At 66.2% G+C, this 17,687-nt stretch carries 14 protein-coding genes and 1 pseudogene; 10 read left to right on the top strand and 5 right to left on the bottom strand.

Annotated elements, in window-relative coordinates:
* Positions 1-79: 79 nt before the first annotated feature.
* Together IEZ10_RS16405 and IEZ10_RS16400 are read right to left on the bottom strand one after the other, a co-directional pair.
* On the bottom strand, positions 80-289 hold the full coding sequence (locus tag IEZ10_RS16405) for a DUF397 domain-containing protein (RefSeq protein WP_189247367.1): 210 nt from the start codon (positions 287-289) through the stop codon (positions 80-82).
* A 13-nt stretch (positions 290-302) separates the two neighbouring features.
* On the bottom strand, positions 303-1,196 hold the full coding sequence (locus IEZ10_RS16400) for a helix-turn-helix domain-containing protein (RefSeq protein WP_189247366.1): 894 nt from the start codon (positions 1,194-1,196) through the stop codon (positions 303-305).
* A 359-nt stretch (positions 1,197-1,555) separates the two neighbouring features.
* Here IEZ10_RS16400 and IEZ10_RS16395 point away from each other — a divergent pair, with 359 nt between their 5' ends.
* Together IEZ10_RS16395 and IEZ10_RS16390 are read left to right on the top strand one after the other, a co-directional pair.
* Entirely contained in the window at positions 1,556-2,173 is a 618-nt protein-coding gene (locus IEZ10_RS16395; RefSeq protein ID WP_189247365.1) for an ATP-binding protein, read from the top strand.
* A gap of 130 nt (positions 2,174-2,303) precedes the next feature.
* On the top strand, positions 2,304-2,570 hold the full coding sequence (locus IEZ10_RS16390; RefSeq protein WP_189247364.1) for a hypothetical protein: 267 nt from the start codon (positions 2,304-2,306) through the stop codon (positions 2,568-2,570).
* Positions 2,571-2,699: 129 nt separating this feature from the next.
* On the opposite strand, the gene IEZ10_RS16385 is transcribed toward IEZ10_RS16390, so the two are convergent.
* Positions 2,700-3,398 (bottom strand): DUF6461 domain-containing protein, encoded by a 699-nt coding sequence (locus IEZ10_RS16385; protein ID WP_189247363.1) that lies wholly within the window; start codon positions 3,396-3,398, stop codon positions 2,700-2,702.
* 177 nt (positions 3,399-3,575) lie between these two features.
* On the opposite strand from IEZ10_RS16385, the gene IEZ10_RS16380 reads away from it, so the two are divergent.
* Positions 3,576-4,220, top strand: a complete 645-nt coding sequence (locus IEZ10_RS16380; protein WP_189247362.1) for a hypothetical protein — start codon at positions 3,576-3,578, stop codon at positions 4,218-4,220.
* A gap of 171 nt (positions 4,221-4,391) precedes the next feature.
* On the top strand, positions 4,392-5,048 hold the full coding sequence (locus IEZ10_RS16375) for a DUF433 domain-containing protein (protein WP_189247361.1): 657 nt from the start codon (positions 4,392-4,394) through the stop codon (positions 5,046-5,048).
* 177 nt (positions 5,049-5,225) lie between these two features.
* On the opposite strand, the gene IEZ10_RS16370 is transcribed toward IEZ10_RS16375, so the two are convergent.
* The gene (locus IEZ10_RS16370; RefSeq protein ID WP_229811326.1) at positions 5,226-5,726 is read right to left on the bottom strand and encodes a hypothetical protein; all 501 of its coding nucleotides are present in this window, start codon (positions 5,724-5,726) and stop codon (positions 5,226-5,228) included.
* 307 nt (positions 5,727-6,033) lie between these two features.
* Here IEZ10_RS16370 and IEZ10_RS16365 point away from each other — a divergent pair, with 307 nt between their 5' ends.
* Both IEZ10_RS16365 and IEZ10_RS16360 read left to right on the top strand, forming a co-directional pair.
* Positions 6,034-8,157: an AAA family ATPase gene (locus IEZ10_RS16365; protein ID WP_189247359.1), complete on the top strand. Its 2,124-nt coding sequence runs from the start codon at positions 6,034-6,036 to the stop codon at positions 8,155-8,157.
* Positions 8,154-9,389: an McrC family protein gene (locus IEZ10_RS16360; RefSeq protein ID WP_189247358.1), complete on the top strand. Its 1,236-nt coding sequence runs from the start codon at positions 8,154-8,156 to the stop codon at positions 9,387-9,389. The genes IEZ10_RS16365 and IEZ10_RS16360 overlap by 4 nt, the downstream gene beginning before the upstream one ends.
* Before the next feature lie 223 nt (positions 9,390-9,612).
* Here the strand turns inward: IEZ10_RS16360 and IEZ10_RS40555 are convergent.
* A pseudogene (locus tag IEZ10_RS40555) lies at positions 9,613-9,690 on the bottom strand (Lsr2 family DNA-binding protein); the annotation flags it as partial.
* 563 nt (positions 9,691-10,253) lie between these two features.
* Between IEZ10_RS40555 and IEZ10_RS16355 the strand changes: the two are divergent.
* The 4 genes from IEZ10_RS16355 (at position 10,254) to IEZ10_RS16340 (ending at position 17,666) form a co-directional block, all read left to right on the top strand.
* Positions 10,254-11,252: a hypothetical protein gene (locus IEZ10_RS16355; protein WP_189247357.1), complete on the top strand. Its 999-nt coding sequence runs from the start codon at positions 10,254-10,256 to the stop codon at positions 11,250-11,252.
* A 17-nt stretch (positions 11,253-11,269) separates the two neighbouring features.
* On the top strand, positions 11,270-14,164 hold the full coding sequence (locus tag IEZ10_RS16350; RefSeq protein ID WP_229811325.1) for a DNRLRE domain-containing protein: 2,895 nt from the start codon (positions 11,270-11,272) through the stop codon (positions 14,162-14,164).
* A gap of 182 nt (positions 14,165-14,346) precedes the next feature.
* Positions 14,347-14,706, top strand: a complete 360-nt coding sequence (locus IEZ10_RS16345; RefSeq protein ID WP_189247355.1) for a hypothetical protein — start codon at positions 14,347-14,349, stop codon at positions 14,704-14,706.
* Positions 14,707-15,137: 431 nt separating this feature from the next.
* A complete protein-coding gene (locus tag IEZ10_RS16340) occupies positions 15,138-17,666 on the top strand; it encodes a GmrSD restriction endonuclease domain-containing protein (RefSeq protein WP_189247354.1) in 2,529 nt (842 codons plus the stop codon).
* The last annotated feature ends 21 nt before the right edge of the window (positions 17,667-17,687 follow it).

Below are 17,687 nucleotides of genomic sequence, written 5' to 3'. Positions count from 1 at the left end.
TCGCCTTCCGGAAGGCGCGTGCCGCGACGCGACGGCACACCTCCGGAAGGCGGTGGTGGTCCTGGAGCGGGCCTGCCGATCAGGAGAGACGGTCGAAGCCGCCGGCCTTGATGCCGCCGACGAAGGCGGCCCATGTGTCGTGGCGGAAGAGGAGGGTGCCGCCGTCGCGGTCCTTGGTGTCGCGGACGGCGACGGCATCGTTGACGAACGCCACCTCGACGCAGCTCGGGCCGCTACCGCTGAGGCTGCTCTTGCGCCAGAGCGCATCGGAGAGGTCAGGCTTCTGCATCCTGCTTCCTTCTCTAATGATCTTTACATAGGGATGCGATGAGCGCTGTGGTGTCATTCGGGCTGAGCGCTACCGCTTGCAGATGCTCGCAAATCTGGTTGTACCGCTGGATATCTGTCTCTTTCTCAAGAAACAGATCACCGGCCATGCTGTCAATGTGAATAACGTCGGGACCGTCCGTGCCGAACTTGAGCACGATGAAGCTGCCCGGCATGCCGGGATGGGCTCCTGCGGAGAACGGGATCACCTGGACGGTGACGTGCGGGCGTTGAGCCTGCTGGATGAGGTGCGTGAGTTGGTCACGCATGATGGCGTGGTTGCCGACTGTCCTGCACAGGGCCGCTTGATCGATGATCGTCCATAGCCGCAGAGGCGTCTCGTTCTCCAGGAGGCCCTGGCGCTGCATTCGGGCGGTGACGAAGCTTTCGACCTCTGCCTCTGTGGCTGTCGGCAGCACGCCCCGGACGACCGACCGTGCGTAGTCCTCGGTCTGAAGCAGCCCCGGGACGAACAGTGACTCGTAGTTGATGGCCTTCTGCGCCTCCGCTTCCAGCCCGATGTAGGTGCTGTACTTGTCGGGAAGGTCTGCTTCGAGGCCGTGCAGCCAGCCGCGCTGCTTGGCCTCCTTCTGCAGGGCGAGTAGGTCGACGCGTTCGCTTCCGGTGACGCCGTAGGCGTCGAGCAGGGCTATGAGGGTGCGGAGCTGCGGCTTTGTCCTGGCCGTCTCGATCCGGTAGAGCGTGACGCTGTTGACGTTGGTCTTCTCCATGACGTCGTCCTGGGAGAGGCCGGCTTCCTGACGGAGGCGGCGCAGCTCTGCCGCCAGTCGGCGCAGGCGAACGGTGGGCGGCTGACGCCGACCCGACAGGCGAGAAACGCTTCCGCCGATTCCCTGCTCATCTCGCATTTCTGCACCTTTCTGGACGATGTAGTCACTACGAATGTAGCCCTTGCACTTACTTAGGGTGATGGTGCATGCTCGCAGAGTCAAGCTTTCCGGATCGGGCGCATTCCGGATGGCGGAATCAGTGATTTCCCGAGTCAGCCGGACGGATGATCTTCCCTCCCGAAACGGCCCACCCCGTTCGGGGTCCGTCCGGCTCAAGCGGCATGACCCGCGGCAGCCCCCTGCCGCGTCCCAGGTCGTGCCCTCATGGGACCGGCGCCGTGCTCCCATCCCCCGTGGGGAGAGCAGCCGCCCCCGTCTGCGAACGGCGCCGGTCCCATGCCCTGCCGCCTGTCATGCCGACCAGGAACGGGTAGCCGATGACCGAGTTCAGCACCGGAAAGCACCACCTGGAACTCTCCCTCTTCCCGACCTCGCCTTACTACGCCCGCGTCCACGTCCAGCGTGTACTGGAGGGCTGGGGCCGGGGCGACCTGGTCGAGACGGCCCAGCTCATCGTCTCCGAGCTGGTCTCCAACGCCATCAAGGCCCACCTCGCCCCCGTCCCCGGCGCGGACCTGGACACGGCGGCACCCCCGCCCCCCGACCACATCTGGCTCGACCTCTACCGCCCCGGCGACCCCGACCACACCGAAGCCCCTGAAAGCACCGGAAGTGAAGGGTTCACCGGAGCCGTCCGGGACACCGAGGCCGCCGAAGAGCCCGGAAGCCCCGAAAGTCCCGGGAGCGCTCAGGACGCCCGACGGTCCTGTGACCTGGTCGTGCTGCGCGTTTGGGACGCCGCCGGCCGTACCCCGCCGGTCCTGCGCGACCCCGGCCCGGACGACGAGGGCGGCCGCGGCCTCTGCCTCGTCGACCTCCTCGCCCGAAGCTGGGGCCACTACCGCCTCGCCACCGGCGGCAAAGTCGTCTGGTGCACCCTGACCGCCCCTTCGATGCTTTCCCGCGAGACGCTCGGTGCCGAGGAGGTCGGTTGAACGCTCTGGGCTCAGGTTGGCCGATCTGGACGCCATCGAGTCGGGGCACATCCGGTTCAGTGGTGCCGCCTGGCGCTGGGACGGCTACAGGCCCTACGACCACGCGCTCGTCCGCGCCGAGTAGTGGACCGTGGAGAGCGACCTGGTAGAGCGCCGTGACTCACCGCCCGCCGAGTACGGCCCGCACATCCTCTCCCTGACCGTCGACGTCGACGACCCGCTCGGCCCGGCGGACATGGACCGCGTGCGAGCCGTGATCAACCTTCACGGTGGCCGGAGCGAGGTCGACCTGAGCGGTCTCTCTCGTGAGACCGCTCCGATCGCGGAGACGTACGCGGCCGGTGAGCGGGGAGTCCTGCTCGACCTCAACCAGGTGCGTCGCCATAGGCGGGCGTAGGCGCTCCGCGAGCGATTCCGGGCGCGACCCGGGGCGCGGAACGGTGATCGCCGACAATCAATGTCCAATCGCCGATCGGGCGCGAGGTGACTTCAACCCATCAAGCTCAATTGCAACCGAATGCACACCCTAGACTCGGAAACGATAAAGCGCGTGTCCTCGTGTCAGCCATTCGAAGGATAGACGGACTCCGGTGATCCGCTCCATCAGCACTAATGCGTGCATGCGCCAGTCGTCCAGCAGCCCTCCATCCGGGGCGCGACCTGCCTCGGTGTCGGCGTATCGCTCGTGCAGATGGAACAGGCCCTGGAGATGCTCATCGATGGCCGCCGTTTCACCAAAAATATCGCCCGCGTAGTCGAACTTGCATATTTTCCTGCCATCACGCGCGTAGAACAACGCAAATCGATAGAGGGTCGCGCTCCCGATGAGGCAGATCGCCTCGCCGCCGGAGGAGAGTCGATCGAGCGCCCTATAAGCCCGATCGCCGGTGTACTCCATCGCGAGGAACCAGGGCGGCTCCTCTCCTAGCATTAGGAACCCACCGAATCCGCCCTCGATCTGCTCCTTGTACGACTCGTCGGACAGTCCTTTAAACCCGCTATTAGTGATATCGAGCACTTCGACATCGAGAGCCCGGATCACCTCATCGGCGGAGTCTGCCCGGCACCACGTTATGCAGAGCTCACCGAGAATAATGCTGCGCTCGATGAGGTCTTTGTAGTGCTTCTCGGCGTCGGTGAGCAATGCTCCGGCCCTTCCACTGGTATCAGGTGTCTTAATACGGCCGATCGTCGCGAAGCGCCGTCGGTGCTTCGCGACGATCAACTATTTGTGATGAACTATTGGCTACAGTAACGTAAAATTTTCCGAAGGCATGCTTGATGTCTGCTCCGGTGTCCGGATCTGAACCCAAAACCCGGTATTGGTGACAGAACCAGTTCATAAGACTGTCTACGCCCCGGTTCGGGCTGCATCCTCAGCATTTCTCGCGAAGGAGTGACGATGGATGGATTCCCTGACTCACCCACCCCTCTGGCGCGCGCCGTGCTGGCGGTGCTGAAAGTGGCTCGCGAGCTGTACGTGGAGATCACCAGGACGAAGCTCGCGCCGCTTCTCTACCTGGCCGACCTGGACGCCATCGAGTCGGGGCGCACCCGGTTCAGCGGTGCCGCCTGGCGCTGGGACGGTCACGGCCCCTACGACCACGCGCTCATCCTCGCCGAGGAGTGGACCGTGAAGAGCGATTTGGCGGAGCGCCGCGACTCGCCGCCCGCCGAGTACGGCTCGCGCGCCCTCTCCCTGACCGTTGACATCGACGACCCGCTCAGCCCGTCCACCATGGATCGCGTACGAGCTGTGATCCACCTCCACGGCGGCCGGAGTGAGGCCGACCTGAGTGACCTCTTCCGTGAGACCGCTCCGATCGTGGAGGCGTGCGCGGCCGGTGAGCGGGGAGTCCTGCTCGACCTCAACCGGGCGCGTCGCCATAGGCAGGCGGGCGCGCTCCGCGAGCGATTCCAGGCGCGACGCGAGGCCCGGCCGCCGCAGCACGACGACCCCGGTGTCGGCGACGCGCTCAGGTCGGAGTTCCTGGAGGCGAGAGACGGCCTGCGCCGGGCCAACACGAAGATCCTGGGTGACCGGTGAGGGCCATCCGATGAAACGCGATGGCCGGGTGCCCGTCATACGGCGGGAAACCCGGCCTCACTTCGCGGTTCGTACTCGCTCGCGCACTGCTCAGCTTAACCAGGCCATCGCACGTATCAACCGCTTATGACGGTCTCCTCGGCATTTGCAGGAGACGAAGGGGGTGGGACGGTGGCGTACGATCCGAAGCTCGTCGCGGCGCTCTCGGGCGCCACGCTCCGCCAACTCGCCCATTGGCGCAAGACCGGAGCGAGCCAGGGCGCGGTGCTGATGCCGGAGATCTCCGGCACCCGGCCCGTCCTCTATTCCTTCCGCGACGTGGTGGCACTGTGGACCTGCGTCAGCCTGCGTGACGACGCCTTCCTGCAGAAGATCAGGCGTGCGCTCGACACCCTCCGCGAGGACCTGAAGGAGAGCGACCACCTGTCGTCCTGCACGCTGGTCGCCGACGGCAGCATCATCTACCTCACCGCCCCCGACCAGGCGGTCGACCTGGTGCGGACGAAGGGCAACGTGGTAATCCACGAGATGGCGGACGTGCTACGGCCGTTCTACCGCGACGGCCGGCACATCCCCGACCTGCTGCAGCCCCGCGAGCATGTGGCGGTGGACCCGGCGATCCGCGGTGGGGTTCCGGTGATCGAGGGTACCCGCGTCCCCTACGACGAGGTCGCCGCGCTGCTCAGGGACGGGATCCCCCCGGAGCGGATCTCCGACTACTACCCGAGCGTCACGGCGTCGGCGGCGCGCGACGCCGCCGACTTCGCCGACTACATCGACAGCTACGACCCCCGCCGAAGAGAGCCGCGTTGGGCGAGTGCCGGGTGAGAGCGTATCCAGGCCGTCTCACGCCGCCTTCCACCTTCCGTCGCGTTGCGGATATGGCTGATTGCACTTGCCTGAGCACACTTGGTAAGGCAAACTGAGTGTGCCGCGCCCCCGGTGGGTGTCGGAAGTGAGGCCGGGCCTCCCGATGGAATCGGGCGTCCGGCCTTCGCGTTTCTCTCACTCCAAACAGATCACACGTACCTGGTCGGTCAATAGATCGAAGCAGTCCGCGCATCCGTCAAGCCACCAGGTCGTGGCTCCCACCACGGTGTCGGCGGCCCAGAGAAGTGGTTCTTTGTGAGAGGACCTCCAAGAGACCCTGATCTCCTTCGACAGGACACGGGCTTTGCGGGCACCCATCAGAAGGAGAAGGTCCAAGTGGTCCTGACTGGGTGAGCGGCTCTCGATGAGGACTGATGCCACCCCGGCCTGATCGAGTTCGATCAGCAGTGCCTCCAAGCACCTCCGACGGGCCCGTTCGGTCCGGGTCTCCTTTTCGTGGAGGTAGACCGTAACGATCCCGCGTATCGGTAGGTCGGTGAGTGTTTTGGTGACGGCAAGCCGCCTCGCGGGGGTTTCCTCTCGCCAGTGCAGACGAGGGCTCTTGCCGATGCGGAGGGCCTGCAGACTGACGCGGATGTCGTCGTGATCGGTGGAGTCCACGATGACCGCCGCCATCGCATAAACGTGGCAGTCGTCAGAGCGACGGCGGAGACTCTCGTCAATATAGGCCGTAAGCACTGGGTAAAGATATCGTCACTCAGAGCGAGTTTTGGATGTTTCTCCTGTCCTGCCCCGACGGCGATTCGCCAGGTGATGACTCCCGCCAGGTCATGGAAGGTGAAGCGAGGTTCGCCCGGGTTCGGCAGTGACACCATCAAGAAGAGGCGGGGCTGATGCGGAAGCGCGGGGCTTTGTACGAACCGACCGCCGTTGCCTCGGTCACAGGTGTAATGATCAGGGCGGATTGAGCGATCTTGTAGCTATGGCGTCGCGGACCGAGCTCACCCGGCAGATCCTGTTCATGGCCGCCCGGATCCTGACCGACCATCCCGACGGCCTGCCCGCCTCCGGGATATGGCCCCTGGTCGAGAAGCGGATGCCGGGCCTGGCCCAGGAGTGGGACGGGGGAGGGCCGGTGAGCAACACGCCGAAGCAGGCCCTCCAGTGGAAGAGCGGCCGCCTGGTCAAGCCCGGTTGGATCACCAAGACGCATGGCCGCTGGTATCTGACCCCGCTCGGCCGGCTCGCTCTCGGCCGGCATGCCGACGGCTCCTCCTTCATGGCCGAAGCGCAGGCCGGATACGTCTACTGGGAGAAGAACAGGAAAGGGTTCGAGGCCGCGGAGCGGCTGCTGGAGGCCGTACCCGTAGGGCACTGGGTCGCGGCCGAGGACCTGGCGGCCCAGACGGGGGTGGACGCTCTCCACCTGGTCGGGTGGCTTCAGGGGGAGCGGCCCGAGGGCTGGCACCGTGTGCTCGATCGGGACGGCGGCATCCCGGACGATTCCCACGCCGACGGACGCCTGCGTAAGACCTGGCAGGAGATCCTCGATGAGGAGGGGCTGCACGCCGTACTCGGCATGGCGCCGCCGGGGCGGCGGATCTCCGGCGCCGACCTGCGCCAGCTCCTCGACGAGGACGCGGATACGGATGTGGATCCCGACGACGGCTCGGAGCGCCCGCGCCGTGCCTGGTTCGTCCGGGGCTCCAACGTGCAGGGCGTGAACCTGGTGCCGGACTGGCTGGTGGACGGCTATTGCTCGCTTCCGGCGGCCAAGCTGCGTGAGCTGCCGCCGGGCGTGAGCCAGGAGGCGGTCCAGGCGGCCGTGGCCGAGGACTACGCGCACGGCTCCTACAACGAGCGGCTGAAGAAGACGGCCGAGTTCCACGCGTTCCTGTCGCGAATGCGGGAGAACGACCTGGTGATCACCAACGACGGGGGCAAAGTCTACGTCGGACGCCTCGCCGGCGGCCCGGCGTTCCGGGTCAGCGTCGGCAACCGCGCCAACCTGCAACGCCCGGTCGCCTGGCTGAACGCGGACTCGCCGCTGGACTTCGCCGACGACCTGCCGGACGAGATCTCGGCCAAACTGGCGACCCAGCACGACGTGCTCGACCTCACGGAGTTCGCCGAGGAGCTGGAACAGCTGGGCAGGCCGGAACCGTCGAGGCCTCAGGTCGTCCGGGAGATGACGCTCCCCGACGTCGATGACGAACTGGCCGGCAGGCTGCTCGTCGACCGCGACTGGCTGCAGGAGTGCGTGGAGCTGCTCCGTGACCGCCCGCAGCTGGTCTTCTACGGGCCGCCCGGCACCGGCAAGACCTATCTCGCGCAGGAACTCGCGCATTTCCTGGCGGGCGGAAGGCCGGAGAACGTCAAGCTCGTGCAGTTCCATCCGGCCTACTCCTACGAGGACTTCTTCGAGGGGTTCCGGCCGGTGCAGACCCCCGATGGGCAGGGCGTGACGTTCAGGCCGCTGCCCGGACCGCTGCTGCGCCTGGTGGACGCCGCCCGGCAGCGGCCCGAGGAGCCGTACGTCCTGATCATCGACGAGATCAACCGCGGAAACCTGGCGAAGATCTTCGGGGAGCTGTACTTCCTGCTGGAGTACCGCAGGAGGGCCATCGACCTGCTCTACTCCTCCGCCGAGGGGACCGGCCAGGCGTTCACCCTGCCGGAGAACCTCGTTATCCTCGGCACGATGAACACCGCCGACCGGTCGATCGCCCTGGTCGACGCGGCCATGCGGCGGCGGTTCGCGTTCGTGGAGCTGCATCCGGAGGAGACGCCGACCCGGGAGATGCTCGGCCGGTGGCTCGGGGAGCGGGACCTGCCGGGCGACGCGGCCCGCCTCCTGGCCGAGCTCAACGCCCGCATCGACGACCGCGACTTCAAGATCGGTCCCTCCTACCTCATGCGGGAGGCCGTTCACCGGGACGGAAAAGGCTTCGAGCGGGTCTGGCGGACGCAGATCCTGCCGCTGCTGGAGGAGCACCACTACGGCGACGGCGTCGACGTCTCCCAGCGGTACGGCCTGTCCGCGCTGCGGAAGGCCCTCAAACTCGGCCAGGAGCCGGAAGAGGCGGCCGGGGAGTCCACTTCGTGATCAAGCTGGTGGAGGGGGGTCCGCCGGTCGAGTGCGAGCTGACGGCCGAACAGGCGGCGGTCCTGACAGCGACGAAGGCCGTCCGGGTGAGCCCCGGCCCGCGTGCCGGGCTGTGGCGGGTCCGCGACAACGGCTACGTCGGCGCGGCCGTCATCGGTGGGGTGGAGGTGCGGATCGCCCCGAAGATCCCGGTGGACCGGGTCTTCTTCCTCCTCGGATACGCCCGTCGGCCCGGCGGCCGGCGGCAGGAGGAGGTGGACGCCGGGGAGCACCCCGACCTGCTTCCCGCGCTCGCGCACGCCTACGCCAGGGCCGCCGACCGTGCCCTGCGGCAGGGGGTGCTCCAGGGGTACCGGGAGGTGGAGGAGGCGCTGCCGGTCGTCCGCGGCCGGATCCGCGAGGCCGACCAGCTCCGCCGCCGGTACGGCCTGCCGCTGCCGGTCGAGGTCCGCTACGACGACTACACCGTCGACATCGCCGAGAACCGGCTGCTGCTGGCCGCCTCGGTGCGGCTGCTGCGGCTGCCGGGCCTCGCCGTACCGACCCGCAGGACGCTGCGGCACGTCATCGCCAGGCTGGCGGGCGTCACCCCGCCGACGCCGGGGCGCCCCGCGCCGGTCTGGCGGCCCAGCCGGCTCAACACCCGCTACCACACCGCGCTCGGGCTGGCCGAGCTCGTGCTGCGCGGCGCCTCCTATGAGCTCGACGACGGCACCGCCGTCCGGGTGGACGGCCTGCTCGTGGAGATGTGGCGGGTGTTCGAGGACTTCGTGACGGTGGCCCTGACCGAGGCGCTGCGGCCGTACGGCGGGCGCTGCGACCCGCAGGACCGCCGCCACCACCTGGACCACGGCGAGCGGGTCCGCCTCAGGCCCGACCTGGTGCGTTACGCCGCCGGTCCCGACGGGCGGGAGGTCCCGGCGGGGGTGGTGGACGCCAAGTACAAGATCTCCACCGGCCCCGACGGCCACAACGCCGACCTGTACCAGATGCTGGCGTACTGCACGGTGCTCGGCCTCGACCGGGGCCACCTGGTGTACGCCGAGGGGGAGGCCGAGCCGTACCGGCACGTGGTGCGCGGCGCGGGCATCGAGATCGTCCGGCACGCCCTCGACCTGACCCTGCCGCCGGCCGGGCTGCTCTCGGCCGTCGAACGGCTCGCGGAATCGATCGCCCGCGAAGCCCCGGCCGGCTTCGATCTCCGGGCGGAGGTCTCACCGAGGCGGACGTAGCGGCCGGGTCAGGAGGAGGCGCCAGGTATGGCGGCGCCGAGCCGGCGCAGCACCTCGTGCTCGTCGAGCCCGCGAACGAAAACGATCGTGTAGATGTCCTCGAGTCGATCGTCCCCTTACATCCGTAGTCATCCGGTGGCTCACGGAGGGTTCTTGCGGCGGCGTGGACCATCTCGAACTTCTCCGCCTGCTCGTGGACCTCGGGGTGGGCGGTGAAGAAGGCATCCGGGATCTCCCGCGCGAGGCGGCCACGCTCGCTGACGGGGTGACCCTTCTCCTGCGCCCACGAGTCCGGCGACAAGGCTCCGTTCCCGATGCCATCGGCTCATCGCTTCCCTCGACGCATTCGGAGTCTTCACTTCAACTCCACCTGTCCTTAAATACATGGGCCGGGAATCCTGATTCTCGAACCTTGGATGAGCCGAAACGACTCACTTTTGAGAGTCCGAATCCTGCTCGTTGACGGTCGTGTTGGATCGCTTGGCTCGCATTGCGCCGGACGCGCCCGCCGAGATCGGCCGCCGGCTCTACTCTTCCATTTTCACCTGTTTCGGATGCCACTAAATCCGCCGCCGGGCGCTCCGGAATCCAAGACTTTGTAACGGTTTCGTTATTTTTATTCTTCTCCAACGGATGGCTCGCGTCTGGCTCGGCGGCCTGACCTTGATCTGTTCTTGCAAGAACACTTACTGTGCGCGACTGGTGGAGGAAAAGATCATTTACATCGCTCTCTTGATCGTTTACTTTCTGCGTTGACCTTCTTTCGGCCTTCGGTTTTCCAGCATCGACCTGCCTAGGAGCGGAGTGCGCAGAATTCGGCGAACATCAGACGGAATCGCCAGTCGGTTAACGATCATCAGTGTGGTGGCCATGGTGGCGGCGGGGCAGGTCACCGTCCCCGCCTTGGCCGCCCCGGCTCCCGCCCCCGGCAAGAAAACTCCAGCTGGAGTGACCTTGCCGCGTCCGGCCGACAAAGTCGCGAACCATGCTGCTCAGGCGGCGGCCTTGGCGGCGGCGAAGAAGCAGAAGAAGCCCGTGGAAGTGCAGAGCCTCACCACGGAGACCACCACGACCTTCGCCCAGCCGGATGGTCGACTCGTCACCGATGTTTATGCCGGAGCCGTCCAAATCAAGCAAGCGGATGGCTCCTGGGCAAAAATCGATACGACCCTCGTCGAGTCCGAAGGCGTCCTCGTTCCCAAGGTCGCCAAAGCCGATGTCCGGTTCTCGGCCGGCGGACGTGGTCCCTTCGCACAGGCGAGGCGCGATGGGGGAAAGTCCATCGCGTTGCTCTGGCCCTCGCGCCTGCCCGAACCGCAACTCAAGGGCAACACCGCTGTCTATCAGGGAGCGGCAGGGGCGAAGGGCGACTTGGCTGCTACGGCTCTGCCGAGCGGTATGCGTTTTGACGTCGTTCTGCGAGAACGTGCGACTGAGCCGGTCGAGTTCAGGATCCCGCTCGAACTGAACGGACTGAGCGCAGAATCGGGAGAAGACGGTCGGCTTCTGTTCGCAAGAGACAAGAAAGAGCGGATCGCATCGCTGGACACGCCGGCGATGTGGGGAGCGGGTCCCGCCAGCCAGGCCGCCGGATCCCTTGGCCGCCATGGGGGCCGGGGGCGTGCCGGAGCGGTCACGGCCAAGCTCGATGCAAGCGGCAAGAACAAAGTACTGGTTCTCAAGCCCGACGCATCGTTCCTCGCCGATCCGGCGACTTCTTACCCGGTGACCATCAGCTCCGTCTTCAGCACCGTGCCTACAGCCGACACCGACGTCTACAGCCTGGGTGACTGGAACAACGCCGACAGCGAATACCTCAAGGCAGGGACCGAGTCATCCGGGGGGAGTCCCGTGCCTATCTGAAGTTCGATCTCTCATCGATGACCGGTCAGTCCATCAGTAACGCCACCCTGTCCCTCTTGAACATCGATGGGCCCAGCTGTGGCACAAAAGTGGGAGCCGGCGTGCAGGTCCGCCGCGTCACCGGCACCTGGGATCCTTTAGGCATCATCTGGTCCAACCAGCCTGGCAACACCACAGAGAACGCCGTCATCAACACCAGCAGCGTGTCCTCAAGCTCGTGTGCTCCGGCTCCGATGAACTGGGACATCACCGCCATGGCGCGGCAATGGGCCGGTGGCACCAGTAACAACGGTCTCGTTCTGATGTCTCCATCCGAGACCAAGAGCGCCAACTACCGGGTCTTCCCGTCGTCCGAGGAGGCCTTTGAGTTCAATATGCCTCCGAAGCTGACGGTGACATATCTTCCCCCGCCCGATGTCCCCGAAGTGACGGTGAACAGCGCGGACCTCGTCACCGGGAACGACGTGATCTCACGGAGCGACAAGGTGCGGGTCGTCTACGGTTCGGCATCCTCCGGCGGCGAGAACCTTGACTACTCCACGACGATCTCTGACGCATCGGGGCCGATAACCGGACCACCGGACCTGACCGGTATCCCGTCCGGGCAGGTCAACGAATACACCTTCGCCATGGGGAATCCTGATTCCTTCAAGGTGTCATTCAAGGCATGCGTCAGCGGCCGAACGCCCCCGGTGTGCAGCCAGACTCCGGCATACCGGATCACGTCCAATGCGCCTCACCCGCCCACCGGCCTGGTCACCGGGTTGACCGAACCTACTAAACCGATCCTTTCGGGAGTGGTCTCGCGTCCTTCGGCCGGGCTGGTCACCGGACGGTTCTTCCTCTACGACGATCAGGGCAACGCCGTCGGTGGCAGCCCCTTCGGCGAAGGAGTCGCCAAGGGCGGCGGCCGCGTCTCGTTGCAGGTACCCGACGGCACCTTGACGGCGAACCGTTCGTACAGCTGGCAGATGCAGGCGTGCGTGGAGGAGGTCTGCTCGGCCAAGTCCTCGGCCGTCGGTTTCGCCACCGCCGGTTCCGCACCCCAGGACCCGGTAGGTACCCACACCATTGTTCTGGACGGAAGCAAGCTGGCCATACGGACCGCCAAGACCGCGGCGGACGGGTGTGGCAGCGCTCCCTGCGCGCTGACGGACGCGACCGCCGTACAGCTCGGCGGAACTGGACCGGACCGCCGGATCTCTCTGCTCAAGCCGGATCTCACCGGGATTCCGGAGGGCGCTCAGATCACTTCCGCGATCCTGGCGTTGGGAAGCGCTGACTGCGGCGGAACGTGCCCCGCGGGTGCGAAGATCTCGGTGTACGCGAAGAAAACCGAGCTGTCGGGCTCTCCCACCGGCGCCGAACTCGTCTCTGACCTGATTTCCGATCCGGAACAGCAGACCGATCTGAGTGCGGCACAGTTCGATGTCACCGGTAACGCGCGCCAATGGCGGCGTGAGACGCCCGAGGCCACCGTCTTCGTCGATCCCGGCCTCGTCCTGCTCGCCGACGAGAATCTTCCGGTGACGACCATGGGCGCCGCCTCCGGGCAGACGCCGATCTCCCTCGTCGTCAAGTATCTTCCCCCGACGGCTCCCGGAAAGGTCACCGCTGTCCGGGCGCGGGAGGGAGACGGAGGTGCCCTGCTGGCCTGGGGCAAGCCGGAAACTCCTGGTGGGGATGCGTCCATCAGTGGATACGATATTCAGGTCCTGAACGCGGCCGGCGGGGTGCTGCGCACGTTGAGCGCGGAAGAAGACCGCACGATCATCAGCGGTCTGACCAATGGGACGAGCTACCGGTTCCAGGTGCGGGCCCGAACGACGTACGGCACCGGCCCGTGGCAGGCGTCTGATTCGGTGACGCCCCGTGCCGTCATCGACTCGGCGAAGTTCGTCGGGGCGGCTCAACAGTTCGTCGAGGCGACCGAGGGGTTGCGGGACAGGCGCTACACCGACGTGGCCGAGGCCGTCAGCGGTGACTCCCAGGCCGCGGCCATCCTCCCCATCCTCTACACCAATGAGGACAGCCTGCTGGGCGGCGGGACTCCAGGGCGGAACACTTCAGAGATCTCGCTGTCTCAGACCTTGGTGTCGGCCGCCGCGGACGGAAGCGTCATCGTGCGCGCACGTATCACCGGGAAGACCACCTACGACGTCAGTGGTACTCCCTTGGAGAACGGCTGGGAGGACCAGAGCGACTTCGTGTTCGCCGTCAGCGGGTCGAACATCCGTTTGACGAGGCAGGACGGCAGCGAAGCCTCTGACGCGTCAACCGGCATCGATGAGATGGAGATCAACGCCTGGGCCGGTGGCATACCGGACGATCCCGCACTTCCCCTGACGGAGCTTCAAGGGAACGGTGCGGCGAGCAAGAGTGTCGCGCTGGCCGGCAATTTGGACGCCGCCGTTTCCTGGGCGGTCAAGAACGTGGGAGGCCCGTCTCGTGCGGGTTGGGAGTATCCCAACGACTGCGCCAACTTCGTGTCCAAGGCCTTGGCCCGAGGAGGTCGTTACCGGCAGATCCACGACAGCTCCTGGAGCTGGCTGGACAAGAGAAGCAACGCCTCCTGGTGGGAGAGCTCGGGAGTGGGGAACGACTCCTGGACATTCACCGGAGCGCAGAAGAATTACAACCACTTCGCGGGAGAGAAGCGGGTGACGATGCGAAAGAGCGTCTCCGAGGTCCAGAAGGGGGACCTCATCTACTTCATCAACAGGAAGACCGATCTGGTCTCCCACATGGGCATCGTGACCTACCGCTTCCCCTACAACGAGGGAATCCGGGACATCTATTTCGCACAGCACGGTGGCCAGAACGGAACCGGCAGCGGACCCTACATGTCGTTGAGCGAACGCTACGATTCCAAAGAGTTCAAGGGGCTGATGTTCGCCAAAGTGAACTGGTGAACAGCGGAACACCGGTTTCGTGATGTGATTCGATCGTCGTCGGCGGGCGTCGCCCACGTGCCCGCCGACGACCGGGGGTTGTGATGAAGAGGATCGGGTTGCCGCTCGCGGTTTGCGTCGTGCTCGGTTCCGGCTCGGTGGCCGGGTGCGGAACATGCGGGGGGAAGGCCGAGGTGCATCGCGTGGCGCCGCCACCCGAGGAGGCATCTCCGGTCGAGGTGGTCCGGAGATACCTGGAGGCCGTGGCGGGCCATGACGACAGGACCGGCCGGACCATGTGGGATCGTCGCAGTCCGCAGTACGAGGCCGAGTTCGGGAGTGTGGACAGCAGCTTCACCAACTGGACCAGCCTGACCGACGTGGAGGTCGGCGAGCCCGAGGTGGAGAGTTGCGGGGACATACGGCGGTGTGTGCGGGTGCCGGTGAGCTACACCTTCGAGCAGTGCGAGTTCTACACGACGGAGGACGGCCCCTACAGTGAAAGGTTCTTCCTGGAGCGAACCGGCGGCCGCTGGCTGATCAACGGCCACGGCCAAGGCTGATCACCGGGCGACTGCCCGGCCGTGTTCCGACGCGGCGATGAAGCCTTGCATCGGGTTCCGTTGTCCTTTTCACGATGTCGAGCACCCTGAAGACTCCGCCAAGTCCCAGATCGCCGGCACCAGTCGCTCCGGGTCTCCAGCTGCGGTAGGTGGCCGGTCTTGGTGAGCGGTGTGAACTCGGCATTCGAGGCGGCCTCGGCGCAGGTGCGACCGTAGTCCCGGTCGGCGATACGGTCGTGGCTGCCCCAGACCAGCCGGATCAGGAGGGTCGCCCCGGCCCATTAGGATCCGGCCTGCTCGTGGAGATCCGGAATCCCATGTGACGGCATGAGGGTTTTCCCAGCGTTTTTTGACTTTCCGTATGCAGAAGGCAACCGATTGTGTAAGGATTGTTGATCTTTTGTGGTAGCGGCATTCCGGAAGGGGTCGGTGTGAAGGCCAACGAGACAACGCTGCGGAAGCTCATCGACGGTGAACAGGAGTTGCTGGTGCCGCTCTACCAGCGCCCCTACTCTTGGGAGCGCGAGCAACTCACCGCGCTGTGGAGGGACATCGAACTGCAGGCCGAGCAGCTCGAACGGCGGAGAGACAACAGTCATTTCCTCGGTTCGGTCGTGCTCGCCCCCGGCCCGGACAACTCGCCCGGCAGGTCACAGTGGCTGGTGGTCGACGGCCAGCAGCGCCTGACCACGCTCATGGTGGCCCTATGCGCGCTTCGCGACTACCAGGTGGCCGAGGACCCTCTGCACCGGGACCGGATCAACGAGACCCACCTGATCAACAAATTCCAGTCCGACGAACGGAGATACCGGCTGCTGCCGACCCAGGTGGACCGGCAGGCGTTCATTGACTGCGTCGAGGGGCAGCCGTTCGGCGACACCGAGAGCCGGATCGCGAGCGCTTACCAGTTCTTCCGCGGCAAGCTGGCGGCGGTCGACGACCCGGCGGACCCCCACGACATCAGGCGCATCGAAAGTGTCGTGCTCAACCGGCTGAACCTCGTGCAGATCGTCGTCGAGGACGACGACAACGCCTTCCGGATCTTCGAGTCCATCAACAACACCGGGATGCGGCTCAGCCAGGTCGACCTGATCCGCAACTACGTCTTCATGCATCTGCCAACCCGGGGACAGCACGTCTACAACGTCCACTGGCTGCCGATGCAGAGGCTGCTCGGGGCGAAGGGGATGGATCAGCTGATGTATCTCGCCCTGATCCTCGACCGGGGCGACGAGGCGCAGTACAACGACACCTACCGCGGCCACCAGGAACTGCTCCGAACCGTGATCCTGAACAACCGGGACGTCGAGGCCCGGGTCGAGAGCTACGTCAAAGACCTCGCCCGCCGTGCTCGTTATCTGCACCGGATCCTCGAACCCGGCGGCGAGTCGGAGATCGACGCCCGTCTGCGCTTCCTCAACGAGTGGAAGGGCATCCCCGCCTATCCGGTCATCATGCGCCTGCTGGAGCTGCACGACAACGGCCAGGCCACCGAGGACGAGGTGGTCGAGGCGCAGCGCTACATCGAGAGCTTCCTGGTCCGCCGGCTCATCGGAAGAGTCGGCGCCAGCAGCCTTAGCAGGATCTTCATGCGGCTGACGGGGGAGCTGAGCGGGGAGAGGCCCGCCGACGCCGTACGCGCCGGGCTCTCGCCCGCCCGGCTGTACTGGTCGTCCGACGAGCAGTTCCGCGCGGACATCCAGAACCGGGCGTTCTACTGGCAGGGCCGTACCGCGCAGCAGAAGCTCGTGCTCCGCCGCCTGGAGGAAAGCTACGGGACCAAGGAAGCCGTGGATCTCTCGGACAAGAAGATCACCATCGAGCACGTGCTCCCGCAGAGCCCGACGGCCGACTGGCTGGAGCAGCTCGGCGCCGAGGGAGACGCCGCGCGTCTCCACCAGGACTTGGTGCACACCCTCGGCAACCTCACGCTCAGCGGCTACAACTCCGAGCTCGGCAATATGTCGTTCGCCAGGAAGCGCGACTTCCTCGGCCGTAGCGGTCTCGCCATGAACCAGGAGATCGCCGAGCACGAGCGGTGGGGAAGAAAGGAGATCCAGGCTCGTGCCGACCGGCTCGCCGAGCGGGCCATCGAGATCTGGCCGAGCCCGATCGATGTCGGCCCGGCCGGTCCCTCCCGGGACTGGACGTTGCTGCATGAGGCCCTCGCGGCGCTGCCCGCGGGTACCTGGACGACCTACGGTGACCTGGCCGAGCTGATCGGATCGCACGCCGTACCGGTCGGCGCCCACTTGTCGAAGTCCCCGATGCTCAACGCGCATCGGGTGCTGAACGCGTCGGGGCAGGTCTCCAAGGGGTTCCGGTGGACGGACGACGACGATGACCGGGACGTCCACGACGTCCTGCGTGCCGAGGGTGTCAAGCTCGACGAGGCGAACCGCGCCGACCTCGCGCAGCGGATGACGGCGCGGGAGCTGGCCGAGTTGCTCGATCTCCCAGGAGCGCTGAATCTCAGCGAGGCGGAGCTGACCGCTGACGACGGCCACGCCGATGTCGGCGAGCATGAGGAGCGGTTCTTCCAGCAGCTGGGCGACGAGCGCGGCCCGCAGACGGCCGGCGCGGTCTCCCGGCTGCTGGGCTGGTGGCGCGGCCGCGGCGGCGAGGTGCAGTTCGGCCGGGCCGCGAGCGCCTCCTGCGCGCCCATAATCAAACGCGGCACCGAGATCCTGCCCATCGTCCGCTTCTACACCAAGACGGTGGAGGTGCCGTTCAGGACGCTCAAGCAGCGCGTCCCGTTCGACGACCCGATCCTCCGCGACGAACTGCGTAGGAGGCTCAACCAGGCCCCGGGCGTGGAGCTGCCCATGGCCAAGCTGGAGCTCTTTCCCTCCTTCGACGTCGATCTGATGGCCGACGAGGCCGTCTGGGACGTGGTCGTCGCCTGCCTCGACTGGTTCACCGCCCGCCTCGCGGCCCATGCCGAAGCAGATAGCGACTGACCGGCCGAGGCGGCTCAGGTC

The organism is Streptosporangium pseudovulgare, assembly GCF_014648055.1.
Taxonomy (GTDB): domain Bacteria; phylum Actinomycetota; class Actinomycetes; order Streptosporangiales; family Streptosporangiaceae; genus Streptosporangium; species Streptosporangium pseudovulgare.
Note: the sequence above shows the minus strand (reverse complement) of the source record. Positions and strands in the feature narration are given on the sequence as shown.